Origin of the sequence: Burkholderia contaminans (assembly GCF_029633825.1) — a bacterium.
Classification (GTDB): Bacteria; Pseudomonadota; Gammaproteobacteria; order Burkholderiales; family Burkholderiaceae; genus Burkholderia; species Burkholderia contaminans.
In genome coordinates this window covers 95,687-117,557 of sequence record NZ_CP090640.1, presented here as the reverse complement: position 1 = coordinate 117,557, position 21,871 = coordinate 95,687, and the positions used below count along the sequence as shown (strand labels likewise).

Genomic DNA, 21,871 nt, shown 5'->3' with positions numbered 1-21,871 from the left:
GCGGAGCGCATGAACGGCCGGCGTTTCGTCCTATCTCAACACTTGAAGCGACTCGATGCAAGGAGGATTCAATGCCCAACCGTTTACGCGAGCATGACGCACGCGCTTCGACACGAGGGTTCCCGCTTAGGCTCGCTCACTGGATGAAAGGTTTCGCGCTCGTGCTCTCCCTTTCCGCGACCCATGCATTTGCGCAGCAATCGCCCGCCCCGGCCGACGGCGTCTACAACCTGCTCGTCGGCACCTATACGGGAGGCGGCAGCGACGGCATCTATGTTTACCGCTTCGATACGAAAACCGGCAGCGTCGCGCCCGTGTCGTCGGCGAAGACCGTGAATCCGTCGTACCTGTTGCCGAGCCGCGACGGTCGCACCGTCTACGCGGTCAACGAACTGCCCGGCGACGACGGGCCGGCGACGACGCGCGGCGGTGTCAGCGCATTCCGCTTCGATGCGAAGACGGGCGCGCTGAGTTTCATCGACCGCGTGTCGTCGGAAGGGAACGATCCTTGCTATCTCGCGCTGTCGCCCGACGGCAAGTACCTCGTGACCGCCAACTACTCGGTCGCGAAGGATCCGGGCGGCAGCTTTTCGGTGTTTCCGCTGCGCGACGACGGCGCGGTCGGCCAGGCCGCGCTGACCGTGCACCATGAAGGCACGGGGCCCGTGAAGGGCCGCCAGGACGGCGCGCACGTGCATTCGACGGTATTTTCGCCGGACGGCCGTTATCTGTTCGTACAGGATCTCGGCGCGGACAAGCTCTACGGCTACCGCTACACGGTGGACGGCAGCCGCGGACTGATCAGCCCGACCGACACGCGCTACACGCCGGTGAAGGCGGGCTCGGGCCCGCGTCACATGGTGTTCGGCGCCGACGGCCGGTACGCGTACGTGACGAGCGAGCTCAACGCGTCGGTCGAGGTGTTCGGCTACCACGACGGCAAGCTGGCGCCGGTCGAGACGGTGCCGATGACCGCGCCGGGCTTCAAGGGCAAGGTCGGCGGCGGCGCGATCCACCTGTCGCCGGACGGCCGCTTCCTGTACGTGAGCAACCGCGGCGACGCGAACGAGCTGGTGATCTACGCGGTGAACCAGGCCGACGGCCGGCTGAAGCACGTCGGCCGCCAGTCGAGCCTCGGCAAGACGCCGCGCGAATTCCTGATCGATCCGACCGGCAAGTGGCTGATCGTCGGTAACCAGGACAGCGATACGTTCTACGTGTTCAGCCGTGATGTCGAAACGGGGCAGCTCGGCCCGAATCCGCAGAAGGTGGAGGTCGGCAAGCCGGTCGACTTCAAGCTGGTGCCGGTCGCGTTGTAAATCGCGGCCGATTTCCGGTCGATGCAAGAAGGGCGCTGCCGATGCAGCGCCCTTCGTTTGTCGGGCAGCCGCTTGCGCGGCGCGCCCGTATCAATGCCGGCAGCCATGCTGCCGCCTTGCTCAGTCGGCAGCGGCCGGCACGAGCACCTCGCGGCTGCCGTTGATGCCCATCGCCGACACGAGGCCCGCGGCTTCCATCTGCTCGACGAGCCGCGCCGCGCGGTTGTAACCGATGCGCAACTGCCGCTGCACCGACGAGATCGACGCGCGCCGGGTGCGCACGACGAACGCGACGGCTTCGTCGTACAGCGGATCGGCTTCCGCATCCGGTGCATCGCCGAACAGGTCCTGCGTCGCGCCGTCGGCGGCCGGGCCGTCGAGAATCCCTTCCTCGTACTGCGGCTCGCCGAACTGCTTCAGGTATTCGACGACCCGATGCACTTCTTCGTCCGCGACGAACGCGCCGTGCACGCGCTGCGGATAACCGGTGCCCGGCGGCAGGAACAGCATGTCGCCCATCCCGAGCAGCGATTCGGCGCCCATCTGGTCGAGGATCGTGCGCGAGTCGATCTTCGACGACACCTGGAACGCGACGCGCGTCGGGATGTTCGCCTTGATCAGGCCCGTGATCACGTCGACGGACGGACGCTGCGTCGCGAGGATCAGGTGGATGCCGGCCGCACGCGCCTTCTGCGCGAGGCGGGCGATCAGCTCTTCGATCTTCTTGCCGGCGACCATCATCAGGTCGGCCAGCTCGTCGATCACGACGACGATCAGCGGCAGCGTCGACAGCGGCTCCGGATCCTCGGGCGTCAGCGAGAACGGGTTGCCGATCTTCTTTTCCTTCGCCTCGGCATCGCGGATCTTCTGGTTGAAGCCCGCGAGGTTGCGCACGCCGACGGCCGACATCAGCCGATAGCGCTTTTCCATCTCGCCGACGCACCAGTTCAGTGCGTTCGCCGCGAGCTTCATGTCGGTGACGACGGGTGCGAGCAGGTGCGGGATGCCTTCGTAGACCGACAGTTCCAGCATCTTCGGGTCGATCATGATGAGCCGCACGTCCTCGGGTGTCGCCTTGTACAGCAGCGACAGGATCATCGCGTTGATCGCGACCGACTTGCCCGAGCCCGTCGTGCCCGCGACGAGCATGTGCGGCGCCTTCGCGAGATCGGTGACGACCGGGTGGCCGGTGATGTCCTTGCCCATCGCGATCGTCAGCTGCGAAGCCGAGTGCTGGTACTGGCGCGACTCGAGAATTTCCGACAGGCGGATCATCTGGCGCTTCGCGTTCGGCAGTTCGAGGCCCATGCAGGTCTTGCCGGGAATCGTCTCGACGACGCGGATCGACGTGAGGCCGAGGCCGCGCGACAGGTCCTTCATCAGCCCGACGATCTGGCTGCCGCGCACGCCGAGCGCGGGCTCGATCTCGAAGCGCGTGATCACGGGGCCGGCGGATGCGCCGACCACCGTCACCGGCACCTTGAATTCCTGCAGCCGCTGTTCGATCACCTGCGCTGTTTGCGCGAGGTGTTCGTCGGTGATCGTTTCGATGTCGCCGGACGCGGACGCGCGCTCGAGCAGGTCGAGCGTCGGCAGTTCGACGCTGAACGACGCGGGTGCGTGGAATTCGAATGCGTTCGGGCGCGGTTGGCGCGCGGGGGGCTCGGGGGCCGGGGAGCCGGCCGAGGCAGGTGCGGGCGGTTCGGTTGCCGGGGCGGTTGCTTCGGCCAGCGGCGCAGTGGGGATCGCCGGTGCGGACAGGCTCGCGCCGGGGATCGTTGCTGCGGGTTGCGGCGGCACCACGGGCGATGTGGCTGACGGTGCCGCGGAGACAGTCGACACGGACCAGCTTGCCGGCGACGAGGTCGGGGCGGCCGGGGGGGCGAACGTCGCGGCTTCGATGGCAGCAGGTGCGGAAGCGATCGACGGAGCCAGCGCCGCAGTGGTTGCGCCGAACGACGTCAGCGAGCCGAAGATCGGTTGTGCCGGAGTTGCCGCGGCGGTGGTGATCGGTGCGACTGCGCCGGAGGACGTTGCCGTCGTGGCGGCAGGGGCAGGCGGCACGGGCAGGCTCGCGGCCGGCTGCGATGCGGTTGTGCCGGACGGGCTGAATATGCCGAATGCCGTACCCGTCGACGGGGTTGCCGGGGTGGTCGGATACGTCGGGGCCGGCGCGGCGGACGGAGCAGCGACCGAGCCGGATGTGACATTCACGGGCGCCGAGGTAGAGGCGGCCGGCGTGCTCGAACCGGATGTCGAGGCCGTCGGGCTGGCCGCCGCCGGCGTCACGGCAGGCACGACGGGCGATGCGGGTGCTGATGCCCTGGAGAACGCACCGTCAGTCGTGTCCGCCACGGTCGATGCCGATGTCGATGTCGATGCGGTCGGCTGCGACAGCGGTGCCGACGTGGCGCCGGTCACGACGCGGGAAGACTCAACCGTGGATGCCGAAGCGGCCGGTTGCGACAGCGAAGCCGACGTAGTGCCGGTGACGCCGATCGGGGATGCCGGCGCGACGGATGCAGCGTTCGATGCCGAAGCGGCCGGCTGCGACAGCGAAGCCGACGCAGCGCCGGTTACGCCGATCGGAGATGCCGGCGGAACAACGGCAAAAGTCGGCGCAACCGGTTGAGCAAGCGAACCGGTTGCCGTGCCGATCACCCCATCCGACGAGGCGGAAACGGTGACTGGCGCAATGCCCGACGCGAATGCAGGCGCTTGCGTGGTCGAACCGTGGGCGGCGCCGACGAGCGGTGACGCAGTCCCTGCCGAAGCCGCTTGCGTGGCGGCAAACGGTTGGGCGGCAACCGGCGATTTCGGCAATTCCTCGGTGACAGGCGTCTTTGTCGTGGCCGGTTGTGTCGTCGAAGGCGTCCACGTCCATGCTGTCGCTGGTACGGTGCCTCGAGCGATTGCCGCCGGCGGCGCTGCAGGTTCCACCGTGTCCGGCTTGGCAGCTTCCTGTGCGGCGCTCGACGCGGCCGGTGCCGCCGCCGCAAACGGCCCGATTTCGGCACTTGCGCGCGGCGTCGTTTCGGCGATCGGCGAAGCGGGCAGGGCCGCGAACGGCGCGATGTTCCCGGCGGGCTTCACGTCGGCGTGCGCATCAGCGATGCCCTGCGGCACGCTGGCCGATGCGGTGCGATCGATTGCAGGAGCGGGTTGCGCGGTGGACTTGTCGTCGGTATCGAACGATGCCGGCGGGTTGCTCGTGGCGAGGTCCTGGGCCGCCTCGGTCCTTGCTTGCACGAAGGCGGCATGCGCCGGTTCCGATCCCGTCACGTTCGTCGATGACTCGGTGACCGGGTTCCATGCGGACGCGTCGAACGCGGAAACCGGCGGGCTGGCGAGCTCTTCCCACGGTGCGAGGTCGACGGGCGCGTCGAACGACGGCGCGGACGCGATCCCCGATGCCGGCGTGGCAGCGACATCGTTCGCGTGCCGGGTCTCGTCATTGGCGCGATGAGGGAACGCGCCGTCGTCGCCGGTATTCGACATCGCGTGCGGTGCGGCGGCGTTGAATGCCGCGGCTCCCGCATCGGCGACCGGTGCATGGACGGCGGGCGCTGCCGGCATGAATGCGTCGAGCACGATCGGTGCGTTGTCGTCGTAGGCCGGCGCCGGCTCGTGGGCGAGCGGAGCACTGGCGTCATGCGCAGCGGCGGGGCCGTGGGCCGCGGGGCGATCCCGGTCGGCACGGCCGCTGCTGCCGGCGCTGCCATGCCGGTAGCCGCCGCGGTTACACCGGCCACGGTTGCCGCTGCCGCCGCGTGCCCGGCATCGTCCTGCGCACCGGCCAGCGTCGCCCACTGGGCGGTGCTGGCTTCGATCGAGCGCAGCGTGTCGTGCACGCTCGGCGCCGGCGTGATCGGCGCGGCAGGTTTCTCCGTCCACGCATAGAGCGGTGCACGCGCCGGCGTTGGCTGCGCCGGGCGACGTCGTGCCGCATCGGGTGGCAGGCCGGCCGAACCGGCACCTGCGGCGGCACGTACCGGCGGGCGCTGCGGCTGCGTGGCGGCCGGCCGCGGCGCGACCGTGGTACGCGGCGGGGTCGGCTTCAATGCGGCGGTGGCCGGCCGCGCGGCAGTCGGCCGCGGGCGCACAGGTTGGAATCCGGCAGGAAGCGGGGCCGGATCGGGGCGCGGGACTTGCGAGTTCGCGGCTGCGCGCGCGAGGCTGGCGGTGCTGCCGGTCGTCGGCGGCGGCATCGCGGTGGCCGGTGTGATCGGCGCGGGCGGTGTCGGCATGCTGCGCTGGGGTGCGGTCGGTTTCAACCAGCCCGATGGCGCGACAGGTTCCACGTGCGGGCGCGCAGGCGTGCTGCTGCGCGGCTTCGGCCGCGCCTGCGGGTCGGGTTTCCACAGCGTCGGGCGCGAATACCGGCCATTCTGGCGCGGCGCCATCGAATTGACGGTATGCGCGGTGGTCGGCTGGACGACGTCGTCGTCGCGATGCAACGCGCTGCGCGGCAGGTCGGCGATGCCGCGCGCTTCGTCATCACCGCCGTCGCGCGCCAGCTTGACGCCGAACGACGTGTCGACCCACGCGGCGAACTGGCGCCAGCCGATGCCGGTCAGCCAGGGCAGCCCGGCGAAGAACAGCACGACCATCGCGACCGGCGTGCCGATCGGGCCGAGCACGTGGGCGAAGCCTGCCGAGAACGCATGGCCGAGCGCGTTCGTGTCGGGGCCCGACAGCGGGCTCGTCAGCGTGCAGCTCGCCACGAACACCGCGGCGAAGCCGAGCCACAGACGGATCGAGCCGCGGCCGGCAAGCCCGACACCGCCAGGCAGCATCGCCTGCACGAGACGCCAGAAGAGAAGGAGGAACCAGACGGCGGAGATGCCGAACCAGCCGAAGACTACCGTGTGCATGCTTTGAAACAGGAGTGGGGAGGGGCGCGCGGGGCGCGACCCGCCGAGTTTAACCGGCCGGCGGACAAGACTCTAACGCGGCGTGCATTCGATTCACGCCGCGCGACGCGTGGCGCGGCACACGCGCGTGGCGCGCCACGCGAAGGCGGTCGGTCGGCCTTCGCGCGCGCCGTGCATCAGGGGCTCCGGTGCGTGAAGGTGAGCGTTGCGCCGGACGTGGTCACGATCTGCAATTGCTGCGGCTCGCGCATCTGCACGCCGGTCTTGTCGACGTGGGCGAGCGCGTCGAGGTACGCGGTTTCGAGCTGGCCGCCGAGCGTATTCGGGCAGGCCATCCGCGTGCCGGCGAGCGGCCCGAAGCTCAGCAGGCCGTTCTTGATCGCGTAGGTGCCCATGTAGCGATTGCAGCCTGAGAACCCGCTGGCGCGCCGGATGCCCGAGTCGGTCGACAGTGCGAGCTTGATCGGCTCGCCGTTGTCGCCGTGCGGGATCGCGCGCTGCGTGCCGTCGGCATTCAGCCAGCTGGTGAGTTCCCAGCTTGTATCGTCGAGCAGCTGGACGGCGGCCGGGTTGTACGGGTCGGGCGCGGGGGCGGCGGAGTCGGAATGGGTCGGCATCGCGCAGGCGGCGAGAAGCGTGGCAAGCGTCAACGCACAGAGCGGCGCGCGCAACGGGCGAAGCAGGCCGTTGCGAGCGCGTGCGGCGGCGGACAGGTGGGACATGAGCCTCGTTCCTCATCGGATTCTGATCAAGGCGTAAGAGTAACGCACCCGTGCCGCGGCAGGCGAGCCGACACTTCACGCGTGAAAACGTTCGCAGCCCGCTCGCGAGCGGCCCGCGGCCGGTTGCCGGCGCGGCGAAACGCGCAAAACCGGCGCCGTGGCGCGTGTTAACATCGGAGCCGTTTTCGTCCTCCACCAGAAGCGGGTAATCACATGCAGATCGGTCAGCGGCTCGGTACGCCGCTCTCACCCTCGGCCACGCGCGTCATGCTGCTTGGCGCCGGCGAACTCGGCAAGGAAGTCATCATCGCGTTGCAGCGGCTCGGCGTCGAAGTCGTCGCGGTCGACCGCTATCCCGATGCACCGGGCCACCAGGTCGCGCATCGCGCGCACGTGATCGACATGACGGACGCCGCCGCGCTGCGCGCGCTCGTCGAAGCCGAACGCCCGCACCTGATCGTGCCCGAGATCGAGGCGATCGCGACCGACGCGCTCGCGGCGATCGAGGCGGCCGGCCTCGCCGAGGTGATCCCGACCGCGCGCGCGACGCAGCTCACGATGAATCGCGAAGGAATCCGCCGGCTCGCGGCCGAGGAGCTCGGCCTGCCGACCTCGCCGTATGCGTTCGCGGATTCGTTCGAGGCGTTCAGCGCGGCGATCGCGAAGATCGGCATGCCGTGCGTCGTCAAGCCCGTGATGTCGTCGTCGGGCAAGGGGCAGTCGGTCGTGAAGACCGAGGCTGACGTGAAGCCGGCGTGGGACTACGCGATGGCGGGCGGGCGTGTGAACCACGGCCGCGTGATCGTCGAGGGCTTCGTCGATTTCGACTACGAGATCACGCAGCTCACCGTGCGCGCGATCGACCCGGCGACGAACGCCACCCGCACCTATTTCTGCGAGCCGGTCGGCCACGTGCAGGTCGCGGGCGACTACGTCGAATCGTGGCAGCCGCAGCCGATGAGCGCGGTGGCGCTCGAGAAGTCGCGCGAGATCGCGCACAAGGTCACCGAGGCGCTCGGCGGGCGCGGGATGTTCGGCGTCGAGCTGTTCGTGCGCGGCGACGACGTGTGGTTCTCCGAGGTGAGCCCGCGGCCGCATGATACGGGCCTCGTCACGCTCGCGTCGCAGCGCCAGTCGGAATTCGAGCTGCACGCGCGTGCCATTCTCGGGCTGCCGGTCGATCCGGCGCTCGGTACGCCGGCCGCGTCGGCCGTGATCTACGGCGGGCTCGACGAGCGGGGGATCGCGTTCGAGGGCGTGCGCGACGCGCTCGCGGTGCCGGGCACCGACCTGCGCCTGTTCGGCAAGCCGGAAAGTTTCGCGAAGCGGCGCATGGGCGTCGCGCTGGCGACCGGCGCGACCGTCGACGAAGCCCGCGAACGCGCGAAGCGTGCCGCCGCGGCCGTCCGGCCGGTGTCGGCCCGCTGACGTAACCAGGAGAGGACGATGACGCCGAACTGGCTGCGTATCGGTAAGCTGGCCGCCGCGCTGGCGCTTGCAGTGAGCCTCGCGGGTTGCGGGCTCGCGGCCGCACCGTGCCGGGTGGCCTCGGCCGGGCTCAAGATCGTGCCGCTCGTCGGCCATGTCGCGGCCGCACCGACCGACGCGTGTGCCGACGTCATCGATCCCTGATCGCGACCCGACCCGATCGGCAACAACAATCACGCGCCCCGCGGGGCGCGTTTCCACCCGTCTCGTGAGAGGACCTGCATGATTCGCCAAACCCTCGCCGCGCTCGCGCTCGCCGGCACGGCCGTTTCCGTCGCGCATGCCGCGCAGCTGACCGTCGAGGAGATCGACGCCGATTCGCGCCAGTCCACCGTCTACCAGTGCGCGAACCAGAAACAGCCGGTGCGCGTGTCGTACTGGCTCGCGGGCAACGGCCAGAGCTTCGCGCTCGTGCCGGTCAACGGGAAGCAGATGCTGTTCGTCGACACCGTGTCGGCGTCGGGCGCGCGCTACCAGGCCGGCCGCTACACGTGGTGGACGAAGGGCAAGGAAGCGACGCTGCGCGACGAGATCGCCGACCAGAGCTCGCCGCCGCTGCTGGGCGACTGCGTGCAGGTCGAGAAGAAAAAGAAGAAGGGCTGAGCGCCGGGCGGGAACGTGGATCATGCCGCCGGTGGCGGCCAGCGGCCGGCTTCCGGGCCAGACAGCTCGGCATGCCGGCTGGCAGCGGGAGATTGGGCAAGACGATACGCGATCGGGCCCCTTAAATCGTCCACTGGCCGATTCGGATAGCCCGATCGGGGCGTTCCTCCGGCCGCGCGGGCCTGCCCGGGCCCGCCGCGCGACCCGCCGTTGTGGCCGTTCGCCGCGTTGTCACGGACAGATGGCCGCGCAGTGCTACAATACGCCCCTTTCCGCCGGCATTCGCGCCGAACGGAGTCCGCACGGCCTGGCGTCCAGCGTTCACATTGAACCGGTCCCAAGCGCCAGAGCGGCGCCGCGCGGCGCGCCGCGGCTCCGTCTATTTCCGAATTGTGATGAGCGCAGGCCCGGCTGGCCTGACGCACGATGTCCCCGCCGCGCCTTTTGAGCGAAACGCCACCATGTCCGATTCTGTCGCCAAGCCCGTCGACGCAACCTTCGATCAATTCGGCCTTGCCGCCGATATCCTGAAAGCCATTGCGGAGCAGGGCTATACGACGCCGACGCCGATCCAGGCGCAGGCCATTCCGGTCGTGCTCGCCGGCCGCGACGTCATGGGCGCCGCGCAAACGGGCACCGGCAAGACCGCGAGCTTCTCGCTGCCGATCATCCAGCGCCTGCTGCCGCAGGCCAACACGAGCGCGTCTCCTGCGCGCCACCCGGTGCGCGCGCTGATCCTCACGCCGACCCGCGAACTCGCCGACCAGGTCGCCGCGAACGTGCACGCGTATGCGAAGCACACGCCGCTGCGCAGCGCGGTGGTGTTCGGCGGCGTCGACATGAATCCGCAATCGGCCGAACTGCGCCGTGGCGTCGAGATCCTGATCGCGACGCCGGGCCGCCTGCTCGACCACGTGCAGCAGAAGACGGCGAATCTCGGCCAGGTGCAGATCCTCGTGCTCGACGAAGCCGACCGGATGCTCGACATGGGCTTCCTGCCGGATCTGCAGCGCATCCTGAACCTGCTGCCGAAGGAGCGCCAGACGCTGCTGTTCTCGGCCACCTTCTCGGGCGAAATCAAGAAGCTCGCGTCGACCTACCTGCGCAACCCGCAGACGATCGAAGTCGCGCGCAGCAACTCGACGAACGCGAACGTCACGCAGATCGTCTACGACGTCGCCGAAGGCGACAAGCAGGCGGCCGTCGTGCAACTGCTGCGCGATCGCGGCCTCAAGCAGGTGATCGTGTTCTGCAACAGCAAGATCGGCGCAAGCCGGCTTGCGCGCAATCTCGAGCGCGACGGCGTGGTCGCGTCGGCGATTCACGGCGACAAGACGCAGATCGAGCGGATGCAGGCACTCGACGCGTTCAAGCGCGGCGAGATCGAGGCGCTGGTCGCGACCGACGTGGCCGCGCGCGGCCTCGACATCGCCGAACTGCCGGCCGTGATCAACTTCGACCTGCCGTTCAGCGCGGAAGACTACGTGCACCGGATCGGCCGTACCGGCCGTGCGGGTGCGACGGGCGATGCGCTGTCGCTGTGCAGCCCGAACGAGCGCAAGCAGCTCGCCGATATCGAGAAGCTGATCAAGCGCCCGCTCGAAGTGCAGACGCTCGCGCTGGACAAGCCGGCGCGCCATCGTCACGACGAGCGCGGCAGTGAGCGCGGCGGCGATCGCAACAGCGAGCGCGGTGGCGAACGGGGCGGTGAGCGAGGCGGCCGTCGCGATCGCGACGAGCATCGCGGCGCAGCGGGGCGCCGGCCGGCCGGCGCCGAGCGCGGTCATCACCGTCGCCACGAAGCGCCGGTCGACGATTTCTTCCTGAAGCCGTACGAGCCGTCGGCGCCGGCGAAGCAGCGCGACGACGCGCAGCCTGCGCAGCAGCCCGAGAAGAAGGGGCCGAAGCGTCAGGTCGCCGCACTGCTCGGCGGGTTCGGGATGCCGCGCAAGCCGTCGGCATAAGCCGCGCGGACGTGACGGCGCAGCGCGCGAGCGCTGCAGGAGAAGCGGGTGCATGCGATGAGCATGTGCCCGTTTTTCATTGGGGCTGCGGTTCGAGGGGGAAGCCGGAACGCGGCATCGGCGGCGGTGATGCAGTCGGCATCCGCCTCAATCCCGGTCGCCGCGAAATCGGCGCACTGCGTGCGTCAGCCGGCCCGCGGCCCGAAGCGCATCGCCCATGCGGCCGTGGCGGCGGCGTAGAACGCGTCGAGCGTGGTGCCTGCGAGCGTGCCGTCGGCGGCAAGACCCAGGTGCGCGGCCGCGGCGTGCAGCGCCGGCAGCGGATCGCTGCGTTCGAGCGCGGTCGCGCCCGTCTGCTTGCTGAGCTTCTCGCCGTTGGCATCGACGACGACGGGCACGTGCAGGTATTGCGGCGTCGGCACGCCGAGGCAGTGCTGCAGGTGAATCTGGCGTGCGGTCGAGTCGAGCAGGTCGGCGCCGCGCACGACGTGCGTGATGTGCGCGTCGGCATCGTCGACGACGACCGCGAGCTGGTAAGCCCATTGGCCGTCCGCGCGCTTCAGCACGAAATCGCCGACTTCGGTCGCGAGGTTCTGCGATTGCGTGTGCTGCCAGCGATCGTCGAACGTGACGATCGCGTCGTCGCCGTCCGGCACGCGCAGCCGCCAGGCGCGCGCGGGCTTGCCGTGCAGCCCGGTGCGGCAGGTGCCCGGGTAGGCGAGCGTCGTGTGGCGCTCGTGCGCGGCGCGCAGCGAATCGGCGATTTCCTTGCGCGTGCAGCCGCACGGATAGACGAGCCCGGCCGCGACGAGCCGCTCGAGCGCAGCCGTATACGCGGCATCGCGCGTGCTTTGCCAGACGGGCGGCTCGTCGGGCGTCATGCCGAAATGCGCGAGCGTCGCGAGGATGTCTTCGGCGGCGCCGGGCACCGTGCGCGGGCCGTCGAGATCCTCGATGCGCACGAGCCATGCGCCGCCGTGCGCGCGCGCGTCGAGCCAGCTCGCGAGGGCGCCGACCAGCGAGCCGAAATGCAGCGGGCCGGTGGGCGACGGCGCGAAGCGGCCGCGATAGCCGGTCATCGGGGTGCGGGGCAGTGCGCGCTTACGCGGCGCTGGCCGCCGCCGGTGCGCAGGCCGGGCACGACTTGCCGGGCACGTAGCTCGGCGACTGTTGCGCTTCCGGCGTGACGACCGCGCGGCACGCGAAGCACGTGACGTTCTCGGTGGGCTGGAGCTGCGGGTTCAGCGCGGTGCGGTAATCGAACACGAAGCAGTCGCCGTGATAGTGCGCGCCGCCGACTTCCTCGAAGTACTTCAGGATCCCGCCTTCGAGCTGGTACACGTTCTCGATGCCGATTTCCTTCATGTGGATCGCGGCCTTCTCGCAGCGGATGCCGCCCGTGCAGAACGACACGACCGTCTTGCCTTCGAGGTCGGCGCGGTTCGCGTCGATCACTTCCGGGAATTCGCTGAACTTGTCGATCCGATAGTCGAGCGCGTCGTCGAACGTGCCGACGTCGACTTCGAAGGCGTTGCGCGTGTCGAGCATCACGACCGGGCGGCCGGTGTCGTCGTGGCCGCGGTCGAGCCAGGTCTTCAGCGTGCGCGCGTCGACGAACGGCGCGCGGCCGAGTTCCGGCTTGATCGCCGGCTTCTTCATCGTGATGATTTCGCGCTTCAGGCGCACGAGCATGCGGCGGAACGGCTGCGAGTCGGACAGGCTTTCCTTGAACTGCAGCGTCGCGAACTTGCCTTCGAACAGCGGATCGTGGCGGATGTAAGCAATGAACGCGTCGGCGGCTTCGCGCGTGCCGGCGATGAACAGGTTGATGCCTTCCGGCGCGAGCAGGATCGTGCCGCGCAGGCCGAGTTCGTTGCAGCGGGCGGTGACGAGCGGGCGCCATTGCTCGATCGTGTCGAGCGACACGAAGTGGTAGGCGGCGAGGTTGACGATGGTCATGATGGTCCGACGGGAAAACGGCCGCACGGCGGCCCGCAAAAAAGGGTGCGAAGCCGGGGCGTTGATTCGAAAAACCGTATTATCCCGCAAACCGCGCCCCGGCCGGCACCCTGCCGTTTGGCCAGCCATGCGACGGGCGGTCGCGCACATCGGCCGAACGGCCAGCGCGGGGATTTTTTGGGCAGCCTGCGTGGCGAGGCGGCTACAATAGCGCCCATGTCAGATCCCCGCTTCGTCCATCTTCGCGTTCACTCCGAATTCTCGATTGCCGACGGCATCGTGCGCATTGACGACATCGTCAAGGCGGCGGCCGCAGACGGCCAGGGCGCGCTCGCGCTCACCGATCTCGGCAACGCATTCGGCCTCGTCCGTTTCTACCAGGAAGCCCGCGGCAAGGGCATCAAGCCGATCGCCGGCTGCGACGTCTGGATCGCCAATCCGGACGACCGCGACAAGCCGTCGCGGCTGCTGCTGCTCGTCAAGGACAAGGTCGGCTACCTGAATCTGTGCGAGCTGCTGTCGAAGGCGTGGCTCACGAACCAGTATCGCGGCCGTGCAGAGCTTGACGCGAGCTGGCTCGACGGCGAGCTGTCGCAAGGGCTGCTCGCGCTGTCGGGCGCGCAACAGGGCGATATCGGGCTCGCGCTTGCCGCGGGCAACGAAGACGCCGCGCGCCGTCACGCCGAGCGCTGGGCGAAGGTGTTCCCGGGCGGCTTCTACATCGAGCTGCAACGTTACGGCCAGCCGGGCGCCGAGGCCTACATCCAGCAGGCCGCGACGCTCGCCGCGGCGCTGAAGCTGCCGGTCGTCGCGACGCACCCGACGCAGTTCATGACCGACGACGATTTCACCGCGCACGAGGCGCGCGTGTGTATCTCGGAAGGCGACATCCTCGCGAACCCGCGGCGCCAGAAGCGTTTCACGACCGACCAGTATTTCCGTACGCAGGACGACATGGTCGCGCTGTTCGCCGACCTGCCGTCGGCGATCGCGAACACGGTCGAAATCGCGAAGCGCTGCAACCTGAAGCTCGAGCTCGGCAAGCCGAAGCTGCCGCTGTTCCCGACGCCGGACGGCATGTCGCTCGACGACTACCTGGTCCAGCTGTCGAAGGAAGGGCTCGAGACCCGTCTCGCGCAGCTGTATCCGGTCGAAGCCGAGCGCGACGCGCAGCGCGACACGTATTACAAGCGGCTCGAATTCGAGTGCGGGACCATCACGAAGATGGGCTTTCCGGGCTACTTCCTGATCGTCGCGGACTTCATCAACTGGGCGAAGAACAACGGCGTGCCGGTCGGCCCGGGCCGCGGCTCGGGCGCCGGTTCGCTGGTCGCGTACGCGCTCGGTATTACCGACCTCGACCCGCTGCGCTACAACCTGCTGTTCGAGCGTTTCCTGAACCCGGAACGCGTGTCGATGCCCGACTTCGACATCGACTTCTGCCAGCACGGCCGCGACCGCGTGATCCAGTACGTGAAGGAGAAGTACGGCGCGGACGCCGTGTCGCAGATCGCCACGTTCGGGACGATGGCCGCGAAGGCGGCCGTGCGCGACATCGGCCGCGTGCTCGACCTCGGCTACATGTTCACCGATGGCATCGCGAAGCTGATCCCGTTCAAGCCGGGCAAGCACGTGACGATCGCCGACGCGATGAAGGAAGAGCCGCAGCTGCAGGAGCGCTACGACCACGAGGACGAAGTGCACCAGCTGCTCGATCTCGCGCAGCGCGTCGAGGGCCTCACGCGTAACGTCGGGATGCACGCGGGCGGCGTGCTGATCGCGCCCGGCAAGCTGACCGATTTCTGCCCGCTGTACACGCAGGGCGACGACGGCGGCGTGGTCAGCCAGTACGACAAGGACGACGTCGAAGCCGTCGGCCTCGTGAAGTTCGACTTTCTGGGTCTCACGACGCTGACGATCCTCGACTGGGCCGAGCGCTATATCCGTCGCCTCGATCCGTCGAAGGCCGACTGGTCGCTCGCGCAGGTGCCGCTCGACGATCCCGCGTCGTTCCAGATCCTGAAGAAGGCCAACACGGTCGCGGTGTTCCAGCTGGAAAGCCGCGGGATGCAGGGCATGCTGAAGGATGCGCAGCCCGACCGCTTCGAGGACATCATCGCGCTCGTGTCGTTGTACCGTCCGGGCCCGATGGACCTGATCCCGAGCTTCTGCGCACGGAAGCACGGCCGCGAGAAGGTCGAGTATCCGGATCCGCGCGTCGAACCCGTCCTGAAAGAGACCTACGGCATCATGGTCTATCAGGAGCAGGTGATGCAGATGGCGCAGATCATCGGCGGCTACTCGCTCGGCGGCGCAGACTTGCTGCGTCGCGCGATGGGCAAGAAGAAGCCCGAGGAGATGGCCAAGCACCGCGAGATCTTCGCCGAGGGTGCGGCGAAGAACGGCCTCACGCGCGAGAAGTCCGACGAGATCTTCGACTTGATGGAGAAGTTCGCGGGCTACGGCTTCAACAAGTCGCACGCGGCGGCCTACGCGCTGCTCGCGTATTACACCGCGTGGCTGAAGGCGCACCATCCGGCCGAATTCATGGCGGCCAACATGACGCTCGCGATGGACGACACCGACAAGGTGAAGATCCTGTTCGACGACTGCGTCGTGAACAACCTCGTCGTGCTGCCGCCGGACATCAACGCTTCGCATTACCGGTTCGAGCCGGTCGCCGAAGCCGACGGCAAGCGCTCGCGCACGATCCGCTACGGCCTCGGCGCGGTGAAGGGCAGCGGCCAGAACGCGATCGAGGAAATCCTGCGCGCCCGCGAGGAAAAACCGTTCACCGATCTGTTCGACTTCTGCGAGCGGATCGACCGGCGCATCGTCAACCGCCGCACGGTCGAGGCGCTGATCCGCGCCGGCGCGTTCGATTCGCTGAACACGAACCGTGCGCAGCTGATCGCGTCGGTGCCGCTGGCGATGGAAGCGGCCGACCAGGCCGAGGCGAACGCGATGCAGGCCGGCCTGTTCGACATGGGCGCCGAGTCGCCGCACGCGCATGCGCTCGTCGACGAGCCCGCGTGGGACGACAAGCGCCGCCTGCAGGAAGAAAAGGGTGCGCTCGGCTTCTACCTGTCCGGCCACCTGTTCGACGCGTATCGCGACGAGGTGCGCCGCTTCGTGCGGCAGAAGGTCGGCGACCTGAAGGAAGGGCGCGACAAGCTCGTGGCCGGCATCATCGCGTCGCTGCGCACGCAGATGACCCAGCGCGGCAAGATGCTGATCGCGCTACTCGACGATGGCTCGGGCCAGTGCGAGATCACGATCTTCAACGAGCAGTTCGAGGCGAACAAGGCGCTGTTCAAGGAAGACGAACTGCTGATCGTGCAGGGGCAGGCGCGCAACGATGCGTTCACGGGCGGTATCCGCTTCACGGCCGATACCGTGATGGATCTCGAGCGCGCGCGCAGCCGCTATGCGCAGGCTGTCCGGCTGACGATGAACGGCAACGCCGACGCGGCCGTATTGCGCCGCGTGCTCGAGCCGCACGTGTCGAAGGACGATCCGGCGGCGAACGTGGTTGAAGCACCGGCGCCGCGCGGCGGCGGGCGCGATGGCGGTCGTCGCCCGCAGGCGCCGCTGCCGAACGGGCTCGCGGTGCAGGTCCACTACAGCAACGCGCGGGCACAGGGTGAGATGCGCCTCGGCGACGCATGGCGCGTGAAGCCGAGCGACGTGCTGCTCGCGGAGCTGCGTGCGACGTTCGACGGCAGCGTCGTCGAAATCACGTACTGATCGCGGCTTCGCCGGACGGCTGTCACGCCATGCGGCCCGTCGCATCGCCATCGAGCGGTGCGGCGGGCCGTTTTTGCATGTTCACGCAAACGGGTATTGGGCTGGCCATCCGGACGCTATACAATCCGGCGCTAGCCGCACGAACGCGGCGCTGACCGCCGCTTGCCCGGCGGATTGCGCCGGCATCGCGCACATAAACGGGGGCGGATCCGTGCGGCAAGCGGCGACATGCGACCAGGCCGCCGCAGAACCGGATGCCGTGATATGGCCCGTCGCGACGACAAAAAACGGACAGTCTCCACATGACCATGGCCAATGTGAACCCGACGCAGCGAATCCTCGTGATCCGGATCGATTTTCTGGGCGACATGCTGTGCACAACGGCGTTTCTCCGTGCGCTGAAGGAGCGCTGGCCGGGCGCGGAACTCCATGTGGTCGCGAACCGCTACAACGCGGCCGCGCTGGCCGGAAACCCGGACGTCGACGCGATCCACACCTACGTCTATAGCCGTCAATGCGAGCGCAACGACCGTCCTGGGCGGATGCGCGCGTTCTTCGACCGGCTGCGGCTGGTGCGTCGCCTGCGTCGCTTGCGGTTCGACCTCGTGGTCGTGCCGAACGGCGGCATGCATCGCAGCAGCATGCAGTTCGCGCGCCAGATCGGCGCGAAGGATTGCCGCTGGCACGATGCCGGGACCGAGTTCGACGATCGCAAGCCCGAGCACGTCGCCGAGCGGCCGATGTGCCACGAGGCGTTGTCGGGTTTCCGGCTCGTACCCGAACTCGGCCGCGCCGATGTCGACCGCCTCGCGTTGTCGGTTCATCCCGACCGCGCGCTGCAGGATGCGTGGCACCGGCTGCTCGGCGCGCGCACGAAGCCGCGCGTCGGGCTGTTCGTCACGAACAAGGCGCTCGAGCGCCGCTGGCCGGCCGATCGTTGGCGCGACCTCGCCGAGCGGCTCGCGCCGCATGCCGACGTGATCGTGTTCCGCGACCCGGCCGTGGGCCATGCTCCCGAGGACGACTCATGGCGCGACGTGTGTGCGCGCCATGTTGCGCCGTCGTCGGTCGCCGATCTGGTGGCCGCGGCAAGCCTGCTCGATGTGATCGTCTCGGCCGACAGTGCCCCCGTGCATCTCGGGTCGGCGCTCGGCGTGCCCGTCGCCGCGCTGTTCCAGGACCGTCCCGAGAAATATCTGCGCTGGCATCCGCTCGGTGTGCCGCACGTGATCCTGCGCGCCGGCGCGACCGTCGACGCGATCGGCGTCGACGCGGTCGAGCGCGCGGTGAATCACCTGTTGCCGCAGGCCGCCCGTCGCGACGAACCGTCGGCAGACACCGTACACGCGGAGCCGGCGGCTGCGGCTGCGACGCCGGTGGTCATGGCCGTCGCTTCGTAGCGCCACGGGCCTCGCGGGCACCGCGTACCCCACCGGCGCGAGGTGCGCATGCCGCGCCGCACCTCGCGAGCGGGGCCGCATCAGGCTAGCCGCACGGCCGATTCGCGATGTCGCGCCGGCTGCTGCAAAATCCTGTACATTGCCAGCCTTGTTCAGCCAGCCAGACACCCCCGCCGTGGCCCTGTTTTCTTCTGCCCGCCCGCCCAGAACCATCCTCGTGGCAGCCCCCCGCCGTATCGGCGATGTGCTGCTGACGACGCCGCTCGTCCGTTCGCTGAAAGCGCGCTGGCCGGAAGCACAGATCGACATGCTGGTGTTTCGCGGCACCGAAGGCGTGCTCGAGCACAATCCGGACGTGCGGCGTGTGATCGTCGTCGCGCAACGCGCGGGCTTCCGCGAGCGGCTGCGCGACGCGCTGTCGATGTGGCGTCGCTACGATCTCGCGTGCGCGGCGCTCAGCTCCGACCGGCCGCGCTTCTACAGCTGGTTCGCGGGCCGCAAGCGGGTCGGCCTCGTCGATCCGGACCGCGTGACGTGGCTCACGCGGATGATGTTGAACGGGATCGCGATCAATCACCACGAATCCGCGCATACGGTCGTCAGCACGCTGGCGCTTGCCCCCGTGATCGGCATCGAGCCGGTGTCCGAGGTCATTGCACCCGGTATCGGCGACGATCCGGCGCGGCGCGCGCACTTCGACGCGTGGCTGGCCGAATCGCCGGCGATCCGTGCCGGCAAACCGCTGGTCGTCCTGCATCCGTATCCGATGTTCCGTTACAAACAATGGCGGCTCGACGGCTGGGTCGAGATGATCGGCTGGCTGCGCGAGCACGGCTTCGCGGTCGCGCTGTCGGGCGGCCCGGCAGACAGCGAGCGCGAGTACGCGGAGCAGGTCGCGGCCGAAGCGGGCGGCGATGTACTGAACCTGGTCGGTCGCCTGACGTTCGGTGAAAGCGCCGAACTCGTGCGGCGCGCACGGCTTTTCATCGGGCCCGACACCGGCGCGACGCACGTTGCGGCCGCGACCGGCACCGACACGATCGCGCTGTTCGGCCCGTCCGACCCCGTGCGCTGGGGGCCGTGGCCGCAGCACTGGCCGGCGACCGAGAATCCGTGGCCGCTGCGCGGCTCGGGGCGGCACGGGAACGTGTGGCTGCTGCAGGGGGGTGATTGCGTGCCGTGCCGGCACGAAGGCTGCGAGCGCAAGGTCGACAGCCGCAGCGACTGCCTCGTCAATCTCGGTGCGCTGCGCGTGAAAGCCGCGGCGGCCGAGATGCTTGGACTGAATCCGCCTGGCCCGGCCGAAGCCGTCGTCGATACGTCGCGACTGCACCGCACCGGGTCCGACTGACGCGCGGGCAACGCGCGTTTCCGGCCGGTTGCCGGCGGCTTGTTTGGCGACGAGCCGGCCGCCCGGCCCGTTTCCGTCGAAGATCGATCGCGAACGCCGCGGTGCCCGAAGCGACCGCCGGCGGAGCGCAGGCCGCTGCGCGTTACGCGCTGCGCCGGATCGCCGACGTTTCGCGCGGCAGCGCCTCGGCGCGCTCGCCGCAGCCGAGCAGGATGCCGGCCAGCAGCACGATCAGGTGCCCTTCGGCGAAATCGAGCAGCAGCGAATTGGCGAGACTGCCGACCGCGAAGATCGCGAGCCAGCCGAGCAGCAGATGCCGCGAGCGCGGATCGAGCGTGCGGCTGCCGCGCGCAATCTGCACGATCAGATTGACGAACAGCACCAGGCCGAGCGTGCCGAGCTGCACGGCCATCAGCAGGTATTCGTTGTGCGGGTTCGACGTGAGCTGGCCTTCGGCCGCCGTCTTGCCGGCCGTGAGCTTCTCGAATTCGGATTCGAGGCCGCCCGCGCCATAGCCGATCAACGGGCGCTGGCTATACAGCCCGAGCCCCTTCTTGTACCACTCGAGGCGCAGCCCGGTCGACGTGACCGCGTCGCTTTGCCGGTATTGCTGCACTTCCGTCACGACCTTCGTCAGCCGGCCGTTGTGAACCGTGCACGCGGCGACCACGAGCGCGATGCCGGCCAGCACGAACACGCCGGCGGCAAGCCCCGCCCGCAGCGCCGACTGCCGGCGCAGCAACAGCACGAAACGCACGGCGACGACGAGGATCAGCAGCAGCGCGATGACCTGCCCGGTGCGCCCCTGCAGCATCACGAACACGTTGACGAGCGACCACGCGGCGACGCCCGCATACGCGGCGCGCGACAGCGCCGTGCGCGCCGCCAGCGCGAGATCGGCCGCCTGGTAGAACAGCAGCGCGCCGAACATGCCGGCGGCGATGTGGTTCTTGAACACCCAGGCGCGTGACAGCGGCAGTTCGGTTGCGTGCGCGGGCCCGATCGCGGTCAGGCCGAGATAGTTGGTGGTCGACAGCAGCAGGATCACGCACAGCGTGCCGAACCAGCAACGCCGCACGATCGGCGCCCAGTTCGAATGACGGAAGGCGAGCACGGCGAACGGCAGCAGCAGCAGCTTGTCGTACTTGGCCACCCAGTTCCACGCCTTGTGGTGCGGCGCGACCGTATAGGTGACGCTGGCGGCCAGCGCGGCCAGGATCAGCAGCGCCGCGAGTGAGGCCGGGTCGGTGACGAACGAGCGCAGATCGCGCCAGAATTCGGGGGAAATCACGAGCGCGGCGGCGAACAGCCCGCAGAACACGTTGGTCAGCGCGGTCGAGACGGGCACCATGCAGAGCGCGGCGACGGCGAATGCGCGGGCGGCGGTCAGGCGCCGCGAGGCGGGAGCGGAAAACGAAAGCATCGGAACCTGTCGAATGGACGAATGCGGCTTGCGTACGTCGTGCCGCGCGCCGCGCGCCCCGGCGGGAGATCCGGGACGAACGGCGCAGAGTATACGCGAAGCAGGGCGCGTTTCCGTGTCGTTTACGGGGCCTGATCAGACGAATCCGATCACCCGGGTGCGATCAGCTGAACGCGCGCTTGATCCGCGAGCGCAGCAGCGCGCGCTTCAGACGGCCGACGACGGCCGGCGTGTCGAGTGCGACGCGCGCGCCGGCCGGCTCGCCGCGATGCAGGAAATAGCGGTCGAACGTCGCCTGGGTCATGCCCCATTTGTTCAGAAACTGGCGGCGGCCATCGTTCTTGACGATCTTGCCCGTGCTCTTCTGCTGGAAGTGGTAGACGAGGCTGTCGCCGACCCCGATGAAGATCCGGCAGCCGGCGTCCCAGAATTTCATCGAGAAGTCGTTGTCGCTGCTCATGCCGGGCGACAGCTCGCTGCTGTAGCCGCCGATCCGGTTCCACCAGTCGCGGTGCACGAGCGTCGGCGGCCAGGTCGAGCCGAGCCAGTCCGCGCGCGCGAGCTTCGGAGCCGCTGCGACGAGGCCCGCCGCGTCGAAATGTTCGGCGTCGCGGCCGAAGTTGCTGACCACGACGCACGGGTTGCGCGTGTCGATCGGCTCGACCATCGTGCCCGACAGCATGAAGAGGTCGGTCGGCATCTGTTCGATGCGGCGCACGAGCGCCGTGTCCCAGCCGGGGCAGCAGAACATGTCGTCGTTCATGTAGACGACGTAGTCGCGCGTGGCGCGCGCGGCGGCCCAGTTCACCGCGTGGCAGATGCCGATGTTGGTCGGCGATGCGGTGTGCTCGATCCCTTCGCTGCGCACCCAGTCGAGCGTGCCGTCCGAGCCGTCGTTCACGTGCACGATGATCTGGTGGTCGTACGCGGAGTGGCGGCGCAGGCTGTCGACGACGAGCTTGAGGTACGGCAGGTTGTTCCAGGTCGGAATGATGATGGAGAACATGGCGGTCGGATTCGG

Annotated in this window: 13 protein-coding genes and 1 pseudogene; 8 read left to right on the top strand and 6 right to left on the bottom strand. The window is 68.9% G+C overall.

What is annotated here, in order from left to right; genetic code table 11:
- Positions 1–71 precede the first annotated feature (71 nt).
- On the top strand, positions 72–1,319 hold the full coding sequence (locus tag LXE91_RS00565; protein WP_082139447.1) for a lactonase family protein: 1,248 nt from the start codon (positions 72–74) through the stop codon (positions 1,317–1,319).
- Between the two features lie 120 nt (positions 1,320–1,439).
- On the opposite strand, the pseudogene LXE91_RS00560 reads toward LXE91_RS00565, so the two are convergent.
- Positions 1,440–6,193 (bottom strand): annotated as a pseudogene (locus LXE91_RS00560) (DNA translocase FtsK).
- Positions 6,194–6,369: 176 nt separating this feature from the next.
- The gene (locus LXE91_RS00550; protein WP_039370419.1) at positions 6,370–6,915 is read right to left on the bottom strand and encodes an META domain-containing protein; all 546 of its coding nucleotides are present in this window, start codon (positions 6,913–6,915) and stop codon (positions 6,370–6,372) included.
- Between the two features lie 213 nt (positions 6,916–7,128).
- Here LXE91_RS00550 and purT point away from each other — a divergent pair, with 213 nt between their 5' ends.
- From purT to LXE91_RS00530, 4 genes are all read left to right on the top strand, one after another.
- Positions 7,129–8,343, top strand: a complete 1,215-nt coding sequence (gene purT / locus LXE91_RS00545) for a formate-dependent phosphoribosylglycinamide formyltransferase (RefSeq protein ID WP_039370421.1) — start codon at positions 7,129–7,131, stop codon at positions 8,341–8,343.
- A gap of 18 nt (positions 8,344–8,361) precedes the next feature.
- Entirely contained in the window at positions 8,362–8,547 is a 186-nt protein-coding gene (locus LXE91_RS00540) for a DUF6726 family protein (protein ID WP_039370423.1), read from the top strand.
- Positions 8,548–8,625: 78 nt separating this feature from the next.
- Positions 8,626–9,006, top strand: a complete 381-nt coding sequence (locus tag LXE91_RS00535; protein WP_039370427.1) for an MliC family protein — start codon at positions 8,626–8,628, stop codon at positions 9,004–9,006.
- Between the two features lie 461 nt (positions 9,007–9,467).
- Positions 9,468–10,970 (top strand): DEAD/DEAH box helicase, encoded by a 1,503-nt coding sequence (locus tag LXE91_RS00530; protein WP_321200088.1) that lies wholly within the window; start codon positions 9,468–9,470, stop codon positions 10,968–10,970.
- A 185-nt stretch (positions 10,971–11,155) separates the two neighbouring features.
- Here the strand turns inward: LXE91_RS00530 and gluQRS are convergent, their stop codons facing one another.
- Together gluQRS and LXE91_RS00520 are read right to left on the bottom strand one after the other, a co-directional pair.
- Entirely contained in the window at positions 11,156–12,049 is an 894-nt protein-coding gene (gene gluQRS, locus LXE91_RS00525; RefSeq protein WP_039370432.1) for a tRNA glutamyl-Q(34) synthetase GluQRS, read from the bottom strand.
- 22 nt (positions 12,050–12,071) lie between these two features.
- The gene (locus LXE91_RS00520; protein WP_039370435.1) at positions 12,072–12,929 is read right to left on the bottom strand and encodes a sulfurtransferase; all 858 of its coding nucleotides are present in this window, start codon (positions 12,927–12,929) and stop codon (positions 12,072–12,074) included.
- 216 nt (positions 12,930–13,145) lie between these two features.
- On the opposite strand from LXE91_RS00520, the gene dnaE reads away from it, so the two are divergent.
- The 3 genes from dnaE to LXE91_RS00505 all read left to right on the top strand — a co-directional run bounded on the left by dnaE (position 13,146) and on the right by LXE91_RS00505 (position 19,427).
- Positions 13,146–16,676, top strand: coding sequence for a DNA polymerase III subunit alpha (gene dnaE / locus LXE91_RS00515; RefSeq protein WP_039370438.1), 3,531 nt, complete (start codon positions 13,146–13,148; stop codon positions 16,674–16,676).
- Positions 16,677–16,984: 308 nt separating this feature from the next.
- A complete protein-coding gene (locus tag LXE91_RS00510; protein ID WP_039370670.1) occupies positions 16,985–18,076 on the top strand; it encodes a glycosyltransferase family 9 protein in 1,092 nt (363 codons plus the stop codon).
- Positions 18,077–18,251: 175 nt separating this feature from the next.
- Entirely contained in the window at positions 18,252–19,427 is a 1,176-nt protein-coding gene (locus tag LXE91_RS00505) for a glycosyltransferase family 9 protein (RefSeq protein WP_278068103.1), read from the top strand.
- Positions 19,428–19,569: 142 nt separating this feature from the next.
- Here the strand turns inward: LXE91_RS00505 and LXE91_RS00500 are convergent, their stop codons facing one another.
- Both LXE91_RS00500 and LXE91_RS00495 read right to left on the bottom strand, forming a co-directional pair.
- Positions 19,570–20,850, bottom strand: coding sequence for an O-antigen ligase family protein (locus tag LXE91_RS00500; RefSeq protein ID WP_039370444.1), 1,281 nt, complete (start codon positions 20,848–20,850; stop codon positions 19,570–19,572).
- Between the two features lie 163 nt (positions 20,851–21,013).
- Positions 21,014–21,856 (bottom strand): glycosyltransferase family 2 protein, encoded by an 843-nt coding sequence (locus LXE91_RS00495; RefSeq protein ID WP_039370447.1) that lies wholly within the window; start codon positions 21,854–21,856, stop codon positions 21,014–21,016.
- Positions 21,857–21,871 lie beyond the last annotated feature (15 nt).

What these genes read in the sequence shown, in the direction of transcription:
- LXE91_RS00565 (WP_082139447.1), top strand. Translation starts at nt 72, where the DNA reads ATGCCCAACCGTTTACGCGAGCATGACGCACGCGCTTCGACACGAGGG.
- LXE91_RS00550 (WP_039370419.1), bottom strand. Translation starts at nt 6,915, where the DNA reads ATGTCCCACCTGTCCGCCGCCGCACGCGCTCGCAACGGCCTGCTTCGC.
- purT (WP_039370421.1), top strand. Translation starts at nt 7,129, where the DNA reads ATGCAGATCGGTCAGCGGCTCGGTACGCCGCTCTCACCCTCGGCCACG.
- LXE91_RS00540 (WP_039370423.1), top strand. Translation starts at nt 8,362, where the DNA reads ATGACGCCGAACTGGCTGCGTATCGGTAAGCTGGCCGCCGCGCTGGCG.
- LXE91_RS00535 (WP_039370427.1), top strand. Translation starts at nt 8,626, where the DNA reads ATGATTCGCCAAACCCTCGCCGCGCTCGCGCTCGCCGGCACGGCCGTT.
- LXE91_RS00530 (WP_321200088.1), top strand. Translation starts at nt 9,468, where the DNA reads ATGTCCGATTCTGTCGCCAAGCCCGTCGACGCAACCTTCGATCAATTC.
- gluQRS (WP_039370432.1), bottom strand. Translation starts at nt 12,049, where the DNA reads ATGACCGGCTATCGCGGCCGCTTCGCGCCGTCGCCCACCGGCCCGCTG.
- LXE91_RS00520 (WP_039370435.1), bottom strand. Translation starts at nt 12,929, where the DNA reads ATGACCATCGTCAACCTCGCCGCCTACCACTTCGTGTCGCTCGACACG.
- dnaE (WP_039370438.1), top strand. Translation starts at nt 13,146, where the DNA reads ATGTCAGATCCCCGCTTCGTCCATCTTCGCGTTCACTCCGAATTCTCG.
- LXE91_RS00510 (WP_039370670.1), top strand. Translation starts at nt 16,985, where the DNA reads ATGGCCAATGTGAACCCGACGCAGCGAATCCTCGTGATCCGGATCGAT.
- LXE91_RS00500 (WP_039370444.1), bottom strand. Translation starts at nt 20,850, where the DNA reads ATGCTTTCGTTTTCCGCTCCCGCCTCGCGGCGCCTGACCGCCGCCCGC.
- LXE91_RS00495 (WP_039370447.1), bottom strand. Translation starts at nt 21,856, where the DNA reads ATGTTCTCCATCATCATTCCGACCTGGAACAACCTGCCGTACCTCAAG.